At 40.9% G+C, this 16,918-nt stretch carries 13 protein-coding genes; 3 read left to right on the top strand and 10 right to left on the bottom strand.

The genetic code is table 11. The annotated features are described in order from the left end of the window. Positions 1 to 13 precede the first annotated feature (13 nt). Both ABHC48_RS11910 and ABHC48_RS11905 read left to right on the top strand, forming a co-directional pair. Positions 14 to 778 (top strand): threonine/serine exporter family protein, encoded by a 765-nt coding sequence (locus ABHC48_RS11910; RefSeq protein ID WP_173715802.1) that lies wholly within the window; start codon positions 14 to 16, stop codon positions 776 to 778. Positions 779 to 783: 5 nt separating this feature from the next. After that, positions 784 to 1,215 carry a threonine/serine exporter family protein gene (locus tag ABHC48_RS11905; RefSeq protein ID WP_195699653.1) on the top strand — a complete coding sequence of 144 codons (432 nt, stop codon included), beginning with the start codon at positions 784 to 786 and terminating at the stop codon, positions 1,213 to 1,215. A gap of 5 nt (positions 1,216 to 1,220) precedes the next feature. Here ABHC48_RS11905 and ABHC48_RS11900 read toward each other — a convergent pair whose 3' ends face one another. Beyond that, positions 1,221 to 2,258 (bottom strand): DUF3878 family protein, encoded by a 1,038-nt coding sequence (locus ABHC48_RS11900; RefSeq protein WP_195699613.1) that lies wholly within the window; start codon positions 2,256 to 2,258, stop codon positions 1,221 to 1,223. 399 nt (positions 2,259 to 2,657) lie between these two features. On the opposite strand from ABHC48_RS11900, the gene ABHC48_RS11895 reads away from it, so the two are divergent. Next, a complete protein-coding gene (locus ABHC48_RS11895; protein ID WP_173715800.1) occupies positions 2,658 to 2,990 on the top strand; it encodes a helix-turn-helix transcriptional regulator in 333 nt (110 codons plus the stop codon). A 106-nt stretch (positions 2,991 to 3,096) separates the two neighbouring features. Here the strand turns inward: ABHC48_RS11895 and ABHC48_RS11890 are convergent, their stop codons facing one another. From ABHC48_RS11890 to ABHC48_RS11850, 9 genes are all read right to left on the bottom strand, one after another. Further along, on the bottom strand, positions 3,097 to 5,043 hold the full coding sequence (locus ABHC48_RS11890; protein WP_195699612.1) for a bifunctional UDP-sugar hydrolase/5'-nucleotidase: 1,947 nt from the start codon (positions 5,041 to 5,043) through the stop codon (positions 3,097 to 3,099). 38 nt (positions 5,044 to 5,081) lie between these two features. Beyond that, positions 5,082 to 6,380, bottom strand: coding sequence for a TIGR02679 domain-containing protein (locus ABHC48_RS11885; protein WP_195699611.1), 1,299 nt, complete (start codon positions 6,378 to 6,380; stop codon positions 5,082 to 5,084). After that, positions 6,358 to 10,473: a TIGR02680 family protein gene (locus ABHC48_RS11880; protein ID WP_243284518.1), complete on the bottom strand. Its 4,116-nt coding sequence runs from the start codon at positions 10,471 to 10,473 to the stop codon at positions 6,358 to 6,360. The genes ABHC48_RS11885 and ABHC48_RS11880 overlap by 23 nt, the downstream gene beginning before the upstream one ends. Then, positions 10,463 to 11,605: a TIGR02678 family protein gene (locus ABHC48_RS11875; protein ID WP_187566097.1), complete on the bottom strand. Its 1,143-nt coding sequence runs from the start codon at positions 11,603 to 11,605 to the stop codon at positions 10,463 to 10,465. Before ABHC48_RS11875 ends, ABHC48_RS11880 begins: the two co-directional genes overlap by 11 nt. Then, positions 11,605 to 13,089, bottom strand: a complete 1,485-nt coding sequence (locus ABHC48_RS11870; protein WP_195699610.1) for a TIGR02677 family protein — start codon at positions 13,087 to 13,089, stop codon at positions 11,605 to 11,607. Before ABHC48_RS11870 ends, ABHC48_RS11875 begins: the two co-directional genes overlap by 1 nt. A 356-nt stretch (positions 13,090 to 13,445) precedes the next feature. Beyond that, entirely contained in the window at positions 13,446 to 13,625 is a 180-nt protein-coding gene (locus tag ABHC48_RS11865) for a hypothetical protein (protein ID WP_028086473.1), read from the bottom strand. 135 nt (positions 13,626 to 13,760) lie between these two features. Then, positions 13,761 to 15,215, bottom strand: coding sequence for a helix-turn-helix domain-containing protein (locus ABHC48_RS11860; protein WP_187566095.1), 1,455 nt, complete (start codon positions 15,213 to 15,215; stop codon positions 13,761 to 13,763). 139 nt (positions 15,216 to 15,354) lie between these two features. Next, complete coding sequence (locus ABHC48_RS11855; RefSeq protein WP_187566094.1) at positions 15,355 to 15,738, bottom strand: helix-turn-helix transcriptional regulator; 384 nt, start codon at positions 15,736 to 15,738, stop codon at positions 15,355 to 15,357. A gap of 200 nt (positions 15,739 to 15,938) precedes the next feature. After that, positions 15,939 to 16,835, bottom strand: a complete 897-nt coding sequence (locus tag ABHC48_RS11850; protein ID WP_187566093.1) for a helix-turn-helix transcriptional regulator — start codon at positions 16,833 to 16,835, stop codon at positions 15,939 to 15,941. Between the last annotated feature and the right edge of the window lie 83 nt (positions 16,836 to 16,918).

Raw genomic sequence — 16,918 nt, 5'->3', positions numbered from 1 at the left:
AGGAGTATTCCTTATGCAGACATCTAAAGATTATTTGCATGTTTTTCTTGATATGGGCGACGCACTGTTAAACAGCGGCGCAGAAATTTTCCGGGTGGAGGACACCCTGAACCGGATGGGTTATGCCTGTGGTGCTACCCATATGAACGTTTTCGTCATCACGTCCAGCATTGTTATTACTATGGAATTTCCCGGAGATGGCGCACGGACGCAGACACGGCGCATTCATGAATGTGGGGGGAATGATTTCACCAAGCTGGAGCAGCTCAATGACCTGAGCCGCCGTTTCTGCAGTCATCCGGTTTCTGCTGCGGAGCTGCGAAATGAATTTGAGAAGATCAATGCAAACAGACCTAAGCCTCTCTGGAAACTGCTTGGAAGCGTTCTTGCAGCCTGCAGTTTTGCCCTTTTCTACGGCGGCACTATTCCGGATGCCATTACTGCCGGCATTGCTGCAATCCTGATATGGAGCCTGCAAAAATATCTAAGACCAGTATGTATGAACGAGGTTACTTTCCAATTTGCAGCGTCTTTTCTCACAGGCTGCGCCATTTGCGGATTTACTTTGCTCTGTCCTTTCCTTCACATGGATAAGATTATGATTGGTGATATTATGCTTCTGATCCCAGGACTTATGTCAACTAATGCGATCCGCGATGTACTCATTGGTGATACACTTTCGGGTATTATCAGGCTGATCGCCGCGTTACTTCTTGCAGCAGCACTGGCGCTTGGTTTTATGGGCGCAATTATTCTTTTTGGGAGGTTTGGACTTTGATCACAATGACGGTTATACAGCTGATTACCGGAGCTATTGGATCTGTGGCTTTTGGTCTTCTTTTTCACATGAAAACCAAATATCTGCCTCTGGCTGCTGCCGGCGGTTTTCTTAGCTGGCTGGTCTTTCTCTTTGGGAAGAGTCTGTGGGGAAATGTTTTTCTTCCGGCACTGCTGGCTGGTTTTATTGCAGATGTGTATGCGGAAATCCTGGCAAGAATCTGCAAGGAAACTTCCACTTCTTTTTTCGTTACTTCCGTGATTCCGTTAATTCCCGGAAGTACCCTTTATTACTGCATGAGCAGTATTGTAGAGGGAAATCCCATGCAGGCACTTAACTATGGGAGAGATACCTTTCTCTTCGCGTTCGGAATCGCCGCGGGGATGAGTATTGCGTGGGCGATCTGTTATTTTCTGAGAAGTGTTAAAGCACGATAGTTTTTTTACAGTTTTCGGATTTCCACCCTGCGGTTCCACCAGCCCTTTTTCCAAACCATGAGAAAAACCTGAAAATCCAGGCTGTCTCTGGCTGTTGTAAAGGGCTCTTCTCTTAATATCTCTGCATGGATTCCGTCCCGGACCAGTTTTTCCTGCAGTTTTCCTGCTTTTGACAGCAGACTTTTTAACTGCTGATCAGCCTCATTTCCAAAATTCCGGTCAGGATAAGCTGCCGCTGCGTTTTTTATTTTTCCAGTAAGAAGATCAATCACTGCACTATGCTTATTCTTGTGTAATGCCCTGGCAAAAATCCTGGCGATAAATGGAGCTGGAAATTTCTTATAAACATGCAACAACCGAAGCAGCGAAAAATCCCGGGCTTCTTCTGCCAGCCCTTCCATTACCTGAAATGCTGCTGCAGACGGCTTCCAGGGGTCTTCCTTTGGCACAATATACTGTTTCGGCACTGCCGGATAACAACAATAATTCAACGGTGGAAAGTCCGCCAGCTGCACAAGTGCCCTTTCTTCTTCTGTACAAAACTCTTCTCCCAGATATTCCAGCTTATCTCTTGCAATGGCGATCCGATATTCCAGCTGACGCAGATATTCATATCCAGGCACCCAGAAATGACCGATCTCCCCATAGTTATAAAGATAAACCTCCAGATCCAGCATTCTGAAAAACAGAGTGACTACGTTCTCCCCCTGCCATACTACCAGTATATATTCATCCCCTTCCTGACTTAAGGATGATTTCAGAGGGCCTTCATAATTCTCCAGATAAGAGCCTGTAAGTCTGGCGTCCCGGAAAATGAGAAAGCTTTCTACGGCATCATTCATCAAATAAACAAGGCGGATATCACCTGGAATTTTCTCTTTTCCCACTCTGGCAAGGCTGTCTTTTTCGCCCTGTTTTCCCTCATTATTTTCATATGTCTCATAACATTCCCATTCAGCCTGTGCTCCGTTTTCTTTCGGAAACAGCAATTCAAATTGCTCCTGTTCCAAAAGCTCCTCCAGCATTTCAAATGTATCCTGCATCTTGTGATTACCTCAAACTGTTCGATTCCTGTTTCCAATTTCACTTTTTATTATATGGGTATCTGACAGAAATGTCAAAATAACGACAACAGATATATAGCTATAAAATAAATAGCATACAATTTACAGCTTACATTTTTCATATATTTTCTATATACTTTATATTATGGATAAAGAAGCTGTCGTTCCATAATATAAGAACCCGCAGGCAATCAGGAAGCGGTGAAACCGTTCCATAGATTGCCAGAGCATGTTTGAAGAAACTGTTTGAAAAGGGTTTTCTGCAAGATGTGCGTCAGAATTTGCAGGAGATTTTGTTCAAATTGGAAAGCAGCTTAAATACGTGTAAAATCACAGGTAAGCCAGTTCGGCACCTGTTAAAAAGATTGGAGAACGAATATGAATCAGATTGATTACGAAAACTTAGGATCCCGAATGAAAGAACTGCGAATCAAAATGAAGCTTACCCAGGCAGAAGTTGCCAAAGCTCTGAATGTAACTCCTGGCTACATCAGCAACGTGGAGAATAACCGTACTGCAATGTCCCTGCGTATCCTTATTTATTATGCAAGGCTGCTGAACATCTCTCTGGATTCCCTGATTGGCAGAATTGATTCTGAATACCGTGAAACTGCCCTGGACCGCGAGCTTTCCGAGCAGGTACATAAAATGAGTATTCCAGAGAAACAAAAGCTTCTGAAAACCATGAAGGTATGGATGGAAGAAGATTGATTCTGAACGTAAAAGGGGCTGTCTATTTCCTGACAGCCCCTTTTGTAACTTTATGGTGTTTATAGTATTATATCAGATTTTATTCCCCCCCATTTCTGTGATAGTATCACATACTTTTCTTTTTTGCCTTGCGGACCAGTTTTCGGATCAGGACTACAATAAGAATAATAATTACAAGGAAGAGCAGGCAGATCAGCACGATCATTACTGAGAATCTATTGGGATTTTTCACCAGATCAATAATATTTGTGCTGTCATCTACAACCTTACGGTTATGAGTGACTGCATAATATTCCGGTACATTAGCAATTCCATCCCCGTCTGTATCTTCAAAAGACTGCATGTATCTTGCAATAGCATCCCACGCTTTCAATTCCCTGCCATCTTCCATGATTGCCTGATCTTCCAGATTTTCAATTGGATTCCCGTTCTTATCCTTTGGTTCAAGAGACAGCAGACCATAGGACATTTTCATTACAGAGCCAAGCATTTGTCCTGTATACAAGTCAGTCACAACATGGTACAGCTTATCATCCTGAATTTCAATTCTTTCTCCATCTTCTCTGGTCAGATAGCAGTCCGTCACCTTATTCAGAATCATTCGATGAGGATTATATGTAAAATTCAGTCCGCTGCAATACAATCTTGCAGTTGTCATAAAATCTGAAACAGAAGCGTCTACTTCTGCTGCCAGCTTCAATTCTTTTCCTGTCAGATATGCATTGATAAGAGGATATCCTGCTACACCGTCTTTTCCAATTCCCAGAGAAAAAGAATTGTAAACATCCTCTACTGTAATATTGCCTTTTGTATATGTGTCACGGACCGTTCCGCTTGGCACAACCGCTACGTCTACCGGATTCCCATCGTAATACTCTGAATTTTCCACAGCATATACATACGCATCAGACATAATATCGCCAAGATTCAGTTCTTCATGCTTTGTTCCCATCTCTTCCAGACTGTTAAATTCAATATCGTTCTGAGCCAGAACTTCATCCCTGGTGTACCCAAAATCTGCAAGATAATTGGTGTCTACTGTATCCATTAATTCATCAATCCGTTTCTGTGTTTCCTGATCCGGCTTGATCTCATCAGACACAGGAATCAGCTCATAGGAAGTCATTTCCCAACGCCCGTCCTCCTTCTGTGTCATTGAAAGTGATCCAAGATTTCTCCCATACTCACCGCAGGATACAATATATGTATTCCCATGCTTAATGGCTTCATTCAGCTCTGTATGGGAATGTCCACTGATGATCAGATCCAGATCCGGCACCTTTTTTGCAAGGATTTCATCCTCTGACTTATCCTCGTCCTCCCAGGTTCCGCCGTGAGACACACATGCGATCATATCCACATTCTCGTTTTTCTTAATCTCAGCTACCGTCTGCTTTACTGCTTCTACCGGATCTTTAAACAGAAGTTCACATGTAGGCGCACATTCCAGGGCATCTTTTCCAAATACACCAACCACAGCAATTCTCGTATCACCCTTTTGAACCACAACATAATCTTTCACGCCGTACGCTTCAAACGCTTCTTTGATCTGCTTCTGCCCATCTTTTAAGCCATCTTTCTCCATAGCGTCCCAATCCACATTGCACACTACGATCTCCGGCACTGTCTCACCGGAATTTATGGCTGCTTTCAGCATATTTGCCAGTCCCTTTGACCGGTAGTCGTATTCGTGATTTCCAAAAGTAGTCACATCATACCCCAGATATCCCAGCATTCGAAGCTCCGCTGCCTCCGTATCATATACAGTCTGGATCAATGTACCCATGGAAAAATCTCCGCCATCCAATACCAGGGTATCTGGATTGTCTTTCTTCTTTTCATCCATCAGGGTTTTTATTTTCGCAAAACCGCCAACTTCTTTTTGCTGTCCATCTACAATTGTTGAAAAGCTGTCCAAATGGGAATGAATATCATGGGTAAACAAAACGTCTACCTTTTTCGTCCCAGCTGCTGTCACAGGAATATCCAGTACAAGCAGAAGCAGTGTTGCAATTGTTAATACAATTGACAAAATTCGTTTCCGTGTCTTCATAACTTCTCCTTTTCATTCAAAAGATCTTCATCTGATTTCTATAGCATATCTTCTGCCAGCATCTCCTGATATCCGGCTGTCCTGTATTTTCCGATCAGCGCTGCCACCGGCTTTAACCTTTCATCCGTTATTCGTTCCAGTATTTTCAGCCGCTTAGGTGATATGACCTCTTTGGACCTGCATCTTTCGTAATCCGCGGCTTCCATATGCCAGTAATAAAATTCGCCCTTATAATACTGTGACAGTTTCTGTGCGATCAACACACCTTCCGGATCCAGATCTCCTGCATAATAAATCCGTGTTTCGGATTTTGCAAGTAAATCCAATGCCATCAAACCTGCCAGTCTTGGCTGACCGTTCATGCACATATATGCTTTTTCCTTATGATCTGTTTCTTCTTTTCCGCAAAGCATGGCAAAAACCGAAGGATTTTCCACAATATATATTTCATTTTGGGGACAATAGAGTGCATCCCATTCTGTAAGCACTGCAAGAGGAACCTGTACAATATGCTGTTCTTTCGCAAAACCTGCCATACCTTTATGATAATTTCCATCTTTTTTCACAGCCTGCACCTGATACAGCATGGTATAATTGGAAACATCGTCCAGCATGATTCCTGCCAGCAGATAACTTTTCTGACGCTTATACGCAGGAAATATTGCAGATGTCTCTACTGTAATTCTTCGTATTTCCAAATCCATCTGTATGATCTGATATAAAAAATTCCCATCTGCTGTTCCAATATCAAACGCATGTGGATTGCCTGTCCGCATAGCTGCAAATACGGCAAGGTACATCTTTGTGCTGCGATATGGCAGATTGTTATAGATTTCTGCTCCAAGCCGCAGCATCTTGTCCCATTTGGCCAGTTCCTGACTCCCGTTGTCTTTCACAATGCTTCGCAACGATTCTAAGGCTGTCTCTACAGGAGTTCCTTCATAGTCTCTCTGAAAAATCTCCCATATACGCTCTTTTTCCTGTTCCCGTAAGGATTTTTGCTCCTGTCTTCCAAGCAGTGGCTCTTCAAAAAAATTCTCCAACAGGGATTCCGGCGTTATCTCTTTATATCTGCTTGTTTCCAGCGCCTGTCTGAATTTTTCTGAGGACACCGTTACACTTTTCTGACTGTGAAAAGATTTTCCAAAAAATCCTTCCAGTTCTTCAATATCTGTTGGTTTCAGATTCTTCAGAATTACTTTCCCACCAAACCTTCCGTAAGAAATATATTTCTCCCGGAAGCCTTTCAGAACCTTCTCCCAGACCGGGCTCAGGTGAAAATAAGTCAGACAGTCTTTCATTTTATTTTCAGATTTATACTCCTTCTGCCTGTCCAATCTCTATGCCTCTCTGTTCTACTTCATCCTCATGTTCTAACAATTCTTTCCTGTGACCATTCCATAAATAGGGCATAACGGTTACAAATTTCGCATTTCCCGGACGGATTAGCTGATAGATTGCCAATGCGTCCAACGTATCACAATCTCCCCACAGAACCTGTGAGTTAATAATAAAATCAAACCGGAATTCTGTCATCAGACGGAACATATCGCGAATATTTTTATTATCTACTCCGGCAAATGCCTCGTCCAGAGATATCAATCTCGGTGCATCTTCTCTTCCTCCCTGATACTTGGCCACAACTGCTGAAAACAGCGGTACATACATGGACATTGCCTTTTCTCCGCCACTGAAGGTTCCGAATACACTATTTGTCAGCTCCTTCTGACGTTCCCCGTTTTTCTGGGAAAACAGCTGGAATTCAAACCATTTACGGTAATCCAGCGTATCCTTCATGATCTGATAGAAGGATATCATTCCCGCACTGTCTTTCGCATTTCTTCGTGCCTCTGCCACTTTGGAACGGAAATGGGCAGACAATCTGGCTGCCTCATCTTCACTCATCAGCCGATAATCTTTCTTCAGTAATTCTACCAGTTCTTTCGTATCCAGCTGGTCTTCCTGTTCTGCAGTCTTACTTCGCCATCTAAGGCTAAGCTTTAATCCGCTGGAGGTATTCATACCGTTCATCAGGGAATTCATTTTCTGTACCCATGTATTGGAACCGTTAATCTTTCCACGGATTTTTCTGCTTACCGTATTGGCAAGAATGTCTTCAAACAACTCCCGGTCTCCATCTTTGATCAGATTCTCCAGCTCTGTAATGTCTTCTTCAAGATGCAAAAGAAGACTGGCAAATGATATCTTTACGCCTTGATATCTGGCCGAAACGTCCAGTCGTTTTGCAGGAAATTCCGTTTGTTCTTCTTCCGTAAACAACTCATTCTGCATTAAATGATAGTCTGTAAGAAAGCCTCTGTTTTCAAAATATACCTTATTCAGATCGCGGATCACACTGTCTTTATCCAGCGCTTTTACATCTGATTCCAGATAACTTCTGATATGTGCGGCATCTTCCGGTATCTCTTTTGGTATTTCCACATAATGCAAAGCCTTTTCCATATCATAGCATTCTGAAAAATATTTCGTTTTCTTTTCATATTCTTCAATTTTCTTCTGGTTTTCATCTAAGCGCAGTGTCAGTTGTCCTACTTCGTCTTCTTCATGCGTCTGTCTGCTTACGCATACACGTAATTGCTCCGGATACTCCTGCAGCCAGTTAATACATGCATCAAGCCGTTCTTTAATTTCTTCGTAATCAGTCAGACGCAATTGTTCCTGAATGGAAGCCTGTTCTTCTGTCTTTCTCCTGATTTCTTTTTGAATCTCCTGCAGATCATACCGTATCTGTTCCATATCTGCATCCAGATCTTCCAGATGTTCTTTTCGCTCTCTCAGATACATCAGACTTCTAAGATACATTTCATGTGCAGCAATCAGGCTGATCAAATGCTTTCCATATTCTTCTGCTGCTTTTTTTGCTTCTTTAAATATATCATAAGAACAGGTCAGATATAGTGCTTCTGCAATTTCCAGTGCTTTCTTTTTCTTTTCTTTCAGTATCTCGGCCAGTTCACGGATCTGATATTCCAGTTTATCACTCTCTCGCTTCAGCTGTTCGCACTCTCGTTCCTCGGCCTGCAGCATCCGAAGTGCTTCTCTCATATCTGTGTCTTTCGGAAGATTCTCGTATTCTTTTCTGAGAATAACTTTTCTGTCAGACAGCTTTCTATGCAGTTCCTCCAGCTGCTGTAATGCGGTTTCCAACTCTGTGATTCTCTGTCTGCACTCTTCTATCTTTGCCTGTCTGTGTTTTTCACGGGCCTTTGTTCCAAGGAATCCTGCCTCATATTCTCCTGTTACAGTTCCGGCAAGCACTCCCATTCCGTAAGTTCCATCTTCTGCAACCGTAAACAAGCTCTCACTATCATATGCAATACTTCCGAGAATTCCGGTCAGACGCTGATTGGAAAATATGTCGTTCACTTCTTCATTCAGTTCCAATACATCTAACAGACTTCTGTCCGGCTGCAAATTCTTCTGACTGTTCTTGCAGACAAACAGATAGTGATCTTCACATCCTTTTTCTGTTTTCAGAACCTGCTCTTTGTATTGCTCATCTATTACCAGTGCATCCAGAATTCCCATCTTTAATAAAGCTTCTTCCAAACGGTTACAGGCTTCTTCTTCCAGATTATCTCCAAATTCTATGACCTTGTAAAATTCCTGATATGGAATTCCAAGAGCATCCAGTCTCTTACGGTTACGTATAACTGCCTCTGAGCGTTCCGGCTGTGGTTCTTTCTGATTCTCCCATTCAGCCAGATCAGCCCTTACTTCTTCCAATTCCTTTTTTGTATTCTGGCTCTCTGTATCATTTACCGAAAGTTCAGCTTCGATTTCCCCATTTTTCTTGATCCATACATCTGCAATCCTCTGACGAACCTCGGCAAAATCAGAGGATTCCTTATACGTTTCGGCAAATATACTTAATTCTCTTAATAATTCTTTTTCTAATGCCAGCTCCTGGTTTGCACCGTTCCACTGATACAATGCTTCTTTCCATTCATTCTGTGTCTGCACAAATACAGATTCCAGTTCTGACACTTTTCTCTGAAGAGTATCCAGTTCACGAATCCGTCTTTCTCTTTCTTTTATCAGATCATCCTTCTGTCTTTCCAGACGATCTGTCTCTGCCAGTATCTCTGTTCCCTCATTAATTTTTTCTTTTGTGTTATCAAATTGCTGCTGGTGTAAATTGAATTTGTATGGTTCTTCCGGATGTTTTTCCAGCTCTTCCTTCATAAATGCATGCTCTTCAAAGGCCATGGTATCAGCCTCATCCTGCATCTCTTCTATAAGCTCTTCCAGTTCTTTTTCTTTCTCATATTTCCTGTCTTCTTCTGTTTTAATCTGATTCTGTGCATCCTGATATTGAGTCTGTTTCTGCTCCAGGAATCTCTGCTTTTCTCCCAGGTTTTTCTGTTGTCCGTTTAATTCTGTAATCAGCTCCGCTTCTCTTCGCTTCAATGCTACCGCGTCGCTTTTGTTCAGAGATTCTTTCTCTTTCTCCATGGACTCACGTTTCACATCCAGATTCTGATGTTCTATTTTCAAGTCTTCTATCTTCTGTCTGCATTCACGTAGCTTTTTCTCCTGTTCATTTTGCCGCGTCCTTGCATTTTCCAAATTTAGTCCAGCCTGTTCGCAGCGTTCTGCTTTTTCATATAATAATTTCTGATTATATTTTGAAAATACTGCCTGGATTTTTTCTGCTGCCTGTCTGGCTTCTTTCCTGTTTTTCAGATTCATGGTCATGGTATCCATATTTTCAATGGCTTCCGACATAGGACGCAGGTCATCATCAGACAGGGGCTGAAGGGAATCACTTAAAATATCATTGATTACAGATGGCTTAAAATCCTTGGAAAGCTTCGGTGTACGCAGCTGAATCAAAAGATCTATCATTTCCTTATATTCTTCTGTTGTCTCAAATCCAAAAATCTGGCGGTTCACATATTCCATATAATCAACCTGTCTGTCAATAACGCGGCCGCCATCCCCAATCCTGTTTTCCAGCTCTTTTTTGGAAAGTGTAACCTTTTCTCCTGAATCCTTGTATAAAAAGAAATCCTTACCGATACGTCTTCCATCGGTCAGACTAAAATACCATTTATCCAGATTCTTTCCTCTTCTTGCGCGGATACCCATTCCAATTGTTAAATATGTGTCACTGTTTTGTCTTTTAAGCTCCAGATACAGATAGCCAGTGCGTTCTTCACGTCCGTCATCTTCTTCCAGAAGATAACTGCTCATCTTACGATCCCTGGAACCGAAGGGATCCAGTCGTTCCGGACTCATATTTCCATCCAGAAGAAGGGGCACCACACTCTGCATGGTTACTGATTTTCCCGATCCGTTTGAACCTCGAAGGAGCATTCTTCCCTTCACAAATGGGAATTCCTGTTCGTCATAATACCAGAAATTAATCAGCCCGATCTTATTTGCCTGCCATCTGCTATTCATCATTTCTTCCTCCCATATAATCCTCCGGATAACTTCCCTGTATTTTTCCGGTGAGCGGACATATTTTTATCTGATGAGCGAGTTCTTCTTTTCTTATGAACATCCACAACTTCATCTCATCCAACACACTTTTTACAAATTCCCCTTCCGGCATCTCGCGATAATTTTTCGAAAATCCACTTCCATATTCCTGTTTCATTTCTTTTATCATATTTTCAAATTCAATCTGATCTATAAGACAGGTTTCATCCAATCCGGTCTTCCATTGACCCTTCTCAATTTTCTTGCGTATTTCACGAAAACACAAAAGCAAAATATCGGATATGGAATTATTGCCGGGAAATACCGTTCCCATCCTGCAGTCGTCTCCGGATAGCAGATATGCACTTCCTTTATGAATGTGCACATGACAGTCAAATATCTGCTCCAGTTCTTCGCTTAATCTGCGTCCGTAATATTTCAGATATTCAAAATCCTCCGATGAGCCATCCGCTTTGTACATACCAGGTGCAAAAATCAGTCTTTTATAAACCCTGTGTCTTCTTGCAAAGCCTCGGTCTTCATCCACTTCAAACCAGTCACTTTCCTGAAAATCTTCCGGTTTCGTATATTCCATAATGTCTTTTGAAAAGCTCTTCATAAAATACCTGGATGCCCCTGTATTTTCATAAAGCACTTCTCCGCCTTCATCGTCCATGAATGCCTCGTCTTTTCCATCTGTAACTCCAATAAGCCCCTGATCTGCTGCAAATCTCATTACACGAATCAGCTTCCTTCTATTCGTATACAATGTCCAGTCGGAGATTTCCCCAGGCAGATTTGCTGTAATATATTCCGTCAGCTGTGATATGATAAACTGCTCCTGTGCATCTCTGTCTTCCAGAAACATCAGCAGAATACAGAGATATGCATATTCTTCTTTTGAGGAAAATTTCTGGATCCCCATAAAGCTTTCCGGTATCACCGGAATCTTCTCCATCTTTATCAGAAGTGAATTGTCAATGATCTGGCAGCCCATTTTCTCTGTAGTAAATTTACGCAGTTCTCCAAGGGCATCTCTTAATTTATAATAGGTTTCCTTATCTCTGGATTTTAATACCCATCTTTTATTTAACAGGATCTCCAGTTCCTTCATCACGTTTCCTCCTGAAATACAATTGACAAATCAGGCATAGTAAAATTACCATCCAGACAATGCACAACACAGGTCTCATCTGCCCGGCTTCTGTCTAATATGTATCTTCTTCCATCATCCGTTCTTGCAGAAAAATCCGCAGATTCCATGGCATCCGACAGCCATTTCAAAAGGATCTCTCTGATTCTTGGTTCCAGCACTGGTAATTCTCCAAAATGAATCCTTCCATTTACTTCCAACGCCTGCAATTTTTCCATTTCTTCTCTCTGTTTTTCCAGCATTTTACGTCTTGTTTCCTGCTTTTGCTCTGCTGATTCGCGGATCGCACTTCTTCTGGATTTCTCCCTGTATGTACGTATCCTTGGCTTTAAACTGATTTCCATGGGTTGTTCTTCGTATACTCCGATATTCATGCTATCCGTTTCACGTACCAGATCTCCGGCAATATGCTGCGGGCACTCCATGCCAAATACCATTGCAGACATTTTGTGGGCTTCTTCCATATCCTGGCATTGCAAAAATAATTCTGCCACCTTGCGGTATTCTTCTTTTCTGTTAGCCCCCAATGCATTCTTTTCACTTAACTGCGCTGCATATCTTGTGATCCTGCGAATAATGTCATTTGTCGCATCAAAAAGCTTTCCCGCTTCATTCTCCTGGCCTTCATTTCCTACGAACCAGTCATAGATACTTTGATAACGGCCCTTAACTTTCTGCCAGATCATTTCCTTCGATACTTCTACATCCATTCGCGGTATCGACAATTCATAATCAACTACTTTTTCAAATACCTGATTTTTCATCTCTTCCTTCTGCATGCATAAGCTTTCTTCTATCACACCTACATTTCTCTGTAATCCCTTAATAAAGCTGCGCAGATATTCGATCAACCGGTCTTTAAACACCAGAAACTGTTTCGTATGCATCATTTCTTCTGCCCGCACACTGTTCAGATCTCTGATATAGTCCTGATAATTCTGATTCAGGCGTACAAAATCATTATTCAGATCTGTCCACCAGGTATATACTTCATTTTTATCTCTTTCCACCATCTCCGGAAACCGTTCTATACCTCTTCGTATCCGCTCCAATAATGTGGGCTCTAAGGATGCACCTTCAATGAACAGGTTCTCAAGTCTAAGCACCAGACGTTCTATCTCTACACTATATTCCGTCATCTGATAGCGGTACTTTTTGTTCTTAAATTCTTCAATGGATGCCACCTTTTTCGTATCCTGGATCGTATTCAGATTCTTCCATTCTGTCAACATTGTGAGATCCTGCTGACACTGCTCTGGTCTGTAATCTGCAAAAAAAGGATCCTTTATCATTTCTTCGTAAACCTCTTCCTGGTACAGCCAGTATTTCAGTTTCTCGTAATGTTCAAAAAAAATACGCATAATACAGCGATATCTGCTTACATTATCTGCATTTAAATATTTCGCTTCTGTCAGTGGTTTGATTAATTTATCTGATACCTGCATGAGGCCTCTCCTTCTTTTCATACATGGGGTTACTTATATATAATGTCGGAGGCAAAAGTCCCCGACTACCATACCTGCGGATTGTTTCACTGATTACATTGTACCAAGACGTTGTCCAGTCGACCAGTCCTAATCTGTAAAAGCTACTATTTTTTGCACGAAAAGAGGCTGCAGGAATTCTATCCTACAGCCAATTTCGCTTTTTTGTTTATTTCACTTTTTTATTCAAACTCCTTTGCGGACTGCGTTTCATGACACGCAAAGGCTGTTATTAGAGGCTTATATTTCAAACATGCGTTCTGATTTTGTGCTTTTCGCACCGCTTATGATGAAATAAACTCCAAAATAACTCCATTCTACTCTTTGTTATTTTGTTGTTCTTCTCTTGCGTACAGGAGATCCAATGCCTGACATACAACACCACTCATGCTCTGATAGTGTCTTTCTGCATACTCAACAAGTCTCTGTTTTTGTTCTGGAGTCACCCGTACTCGTATGTTTTCTTCTTTGCCATCTTTTGGTGTTTTTCTAGCCAAACATATCACTTCCCTTCCCCAAGTACAATTTACTACTGATTACTACAAAATGTCAATCTATTTTTGTTATTTATATATATATTCTCTTGGACTAATCTTGAGATATCTTGGACTAGTCTTGGACTAATTTACTTCTCACTCCTGTAGATCTTTATCTACAATCTCCCAGTAACCATTCTTTGGAGAGCCATGTCTTATAAGAATACCATACTCTTTTAACTTCTTAATATTGTTCTCTATATTTCGACTGGCAACACCGATTTTTTCAGCTAACTTAACCGCTGATAATTGATGATCTTCTGAAAGCAATTTTATAATCTTTTGCTGTGTATCGTTGAGGTCTGTTCTCCACGCTACTTCCGATGTTTCTCCGATGCTTCTCCGATGCTTCTCCGATGCTTCTCCGATGTTTTCTTTTTCATTTATCATCGGAAATGAATTACGAAACAGCTCTACCCGAAACATATTATCGAATTCCTGAAATTTCGGCTCCGGAAGTCCATACTCTTCTGCAGCATTAAGGATTCTTTTTATTCCGCTTCCCCATGCCTCTACAAGTCCCATCTGACTGAATATATTGGCAATGCCTTTATTCCGGATCTTCGAATGACCATTCATGACTTCCTCATAAGTCAATCCGTTATATAATCCGCCTGGAGAAGTCACTTCCAGTCTGTCATCATAAACTGCGACCTGAATACAGGATTCATCCAACAGGTTACGGTGACAATGGGCGTTAATGATCATTTCCCTGATTGCTTCCGGTGGTAGCTCATATTTCTCTTTTCGCACCAATCCGTCAATTGTTGCTCCAAGTCGAATATTTCTCAATACAAAATCTACAGCTTCTTCGATTTGTGTATAAATCGGTCCTGTAAATTCTCTCTTATCCAGAAACACTGCTCGATCTGTTCCCTTGAATACCGCACATTGTGTTTTAGAAAATGAAAAATACTCTGAAGTCAGCAACGCATAGGCATTCGTTGCCAGAAGCTGTCCTTCACTCTGCTTTAAGATCTTCCAGTTTATCAGCTGCTCTTTCTTCACAGAATGTTCTGCCATTCCAGCTTTTTTCCGAAATCTTTCAATATCCTGGCAAAGTTTCTCTGTAGCTTCTTCTGAAACAGGATAACCTACACAGGTAAGCTCATCCCATGAAATTCTGGCACCTTCCATTTCCAGTTCTTTTATCTTCTCTGGAAATGCCTGCCTTGATGTACCTGCAACACGGATATAAGTACCATTATCCTTTCCCTTTGATTTCAGATAATACGGTCTGTTCTTTCCAGCTTCTACTGATACAACAATGACCGTTTTCCCGTCTACTGTCTGTGGCTCAATATCAGGAATAATCTGTGGCACACAGGAATCAGAAACTGCATTGGCAATTCCGTCCATCATCTGAAACAACACATCATTTTCCACACCAACAATCTGGTGTGTTTTATCATCTACTCCAACAATCAGCTTGCCGCCCTGTGTATTGGCAAAAGCTACGATTGTCTTCATGTACTTTTCACTTTTATCAGGTAAGGATACCTTGTACTCAATATTTTTCGATTCCCCGGAAAACATAGTATCTTCTACCATTCTTTCACTCCTAATCTATACTCGCACCACCGGTGCGAATAATTCTATTTCCAGAGTAAATATCTCTGGATCACTAACACTATTATACGTTCTATTCTTCTTTTCTAGCAAGTAAGAAAACAAAACGGTTCATTTTTTCTTACCATTTTCTTCTGTTCTTTTTTGATTCCAGATAAAGTCTCGTCATCCCATCCATGAAAATCGTTTTGTCCTCATTGGTCATAGTTCCACTGGCAAATAAAGCAGCTGCCTGTTCAAGAATCTGCCTTGCTTGTTTAGCACCAGAATATTCACTTGGCTCATCATTACCCACGCACACGGTTTCATCATCATTCATAGGATAAGAAACCCGACACTGAAATGCATCTGCCAGTTTTTGATATAAACTGCTCTGCTTTGGATATCGTCCATCAACTTCCCAAGCTCGAATTGTTCTATAAGAAACGCCCACCATAGCACCCAGCTTTTGTTGAGTCATTTTTTTCTCTATTCGCAACTTTCTAATTTTATCACCAAATGTCATAAATATACTTCTTTCTACTTTTGTATGGTTTGTATCTTTAAAATCATAGTAAAATTATATCATTAAAAAGCACAAAGAGAACTCAAAATCGAGTTCTCTTTGTGCTTTTTAATTGATTCATCCATCGCAAAATAATCGTTGCTCCGTGTCACCCTGGTCAGAGCCATTATTGTCATTATTTCTCCGTATGTATGTGTCTATTACTTACAAAATTCAAATGCCACATAATACACATAATCATTTTTTGAAAGAAAATCTGTTTTGCTATTTATAAAATCGTCTAAAGTTGGAACACTCATTTCGTCGTTATCATAAACAAAAGCAATTAGTGGCTGTTGCTCATTGTATTTAATGTCTACGACATTTTTTATTTCAGTTGCCGTTCTGCCATAGTATTCTCTATCTTCAACATTTTCTAAAATAGGAATTTCAGTTGACAACTTATTTCCATCTCCGGAAACAATTAATTTAATTACATAATTATCGAAATCCGGCACCATTACAATTTCACCACTTTTTGGCGAAGCAATATCTTCAAATCCCATTTCTACTTTATCGTGATCACTCAATTTTCCTGATTCGTATCGGTAAATATGTAATCTGAGTTTTTTATATTTATCCGTTGTGATAAACTTATATACGAATACTCCATCCGATCCAGCAAACAGTTCTGCTGTCTGCATTTCTATACTGTCTTTTGCAACAGGCGAAATGTAATTCTGTGGTTTTTTCAAACGGTATATGGTAAATCCGATTACTGATACCACACAAATAAAAATAAATACTAATATACATTTCATAACCTTCAGACATTTCTGCTTATTTATATTATCTTTGATCACTTCAATGATATTTGTTTCCGACTTCTGAATCATGTTCTCTTGGGCTATATCTTCTCCAGCCAGAAACTCATTGAGGCTAATACCAAGAATTGAACAAAGTTCTTTATAAACAGATACATCCGGAAGGCAAACGCCTCGCTCCCATTTAGAAACCGACTTATCACTCATACCTAATTTTTCTGCCAGTTGCTTTTGTGTCATCCCTAGGGACTTTCGTTTACTTGCAATATATTTTCCAATTTTAATAAGATCCATCCATCTTGTTGATTTATACTTAAAACTGACCCAGTTTTAACGAGGAAAATTGACCCACCTACAGCAGTGGCAATGAGTAAGTA

It is taken from the genome of Ruminococcus sp. 1001136sp1 (assembly GCF_039841815.1).
Classification (GTDB): Bacteria; Bacillota; Clostridia; order Lachnospirales; family Lachnospiraceae; genus Blautia_A; species Blautia_A faecis.
Note: the sequence above shows the minus strand (reverse complement) of the source record. Positions and strands in the feature narration are given on the sequence as shown.

What these genes read in the sequence shown, in the direction of transcription:
- ABHC48_RS11910 (WP_173715802.1), top strand. Translation starts at nt 14, where the DNA reads ATGCAGACATCTAAAGATTATTTGCATGTTTTTCTTGATATGGGCGAC.
- ABHC48_RS11905 (WP_195699653.1), top strand. Translation starts at nt 784, where the DNA reads ATGACGGTTATACAGCTGATTACCGGAGCTATTGGATCTGTGGCTTTT.
- ABHC48_RS11900 (WP_195699613.1), bottom strand. Translation starts at nt 2,258, where the DNA reads ATGCAGGATACATTTGAAATGCTGGAGGAGCTTTTGGAACAGGAGCAA.
- ABHC48_RS11895 (WP_173715800.1), top strand. Translation starts at nt 2,658, where the DNA reads ATGAATCAGATTGATTACGAAAACTTAGGATCCCGAATGAAAGAACTG.
- ABHC48_RS11890 (WP_195699612.1), bottom strand. Translation starts at nt 5,043, where the DNA reads ATGAAGACACGGAAACGAATTTTGTCAATTGTATTAACAATTGCAACA.
- ABHC48_RS11880 (WP_243284518.1), bottom strand. Translation starts at nt 10,473, where the DNA reads ATGATGAATAGCAGATGGCAGGCAAATAAGATCGGGCTGATTAATTTC.
- ABHC48_RS11875 (WP_187566097.1), bottom strand. Translation starts at nt 11,605, where the DNA reads ATGAAGGAACTGGAGATCCTGTTAAATAAAAGATGGGTATTAAAATCC.
- ABHC48_RS11870 (WP_195699610.1), bottom strand. Translation starts at nt 13,089, where the DNA reads ATGCAGGTATCAGATAAATTAATCAAACCACTGACAGAAGCGAAATAT.
- ABHC48_RS11860 (WP_187566095.1), bottom strand. Translation starts at nt 15,215, where the DNA reads ATGGTAGAAGATACTATGTTTTCCGGGGAATCGAAAAATATTGAGTAC.
- ABHC48_RS11855 (WP_187566094.1), bottom strand. Translation starts at nt 15,738, where the DNA reads ATGACATTTGGTGATAAAATTAGAAAGTTGCGAATAGAGAAAAAAATG.
- ABHC48_RS11850 (WP_187566093.1), bottom strand. Translation starts at nt 16,835, where the DNA reads ATGGATCTTATTAAAATTGGAAAATATATTGCAAGTAAACGAAAGTCC.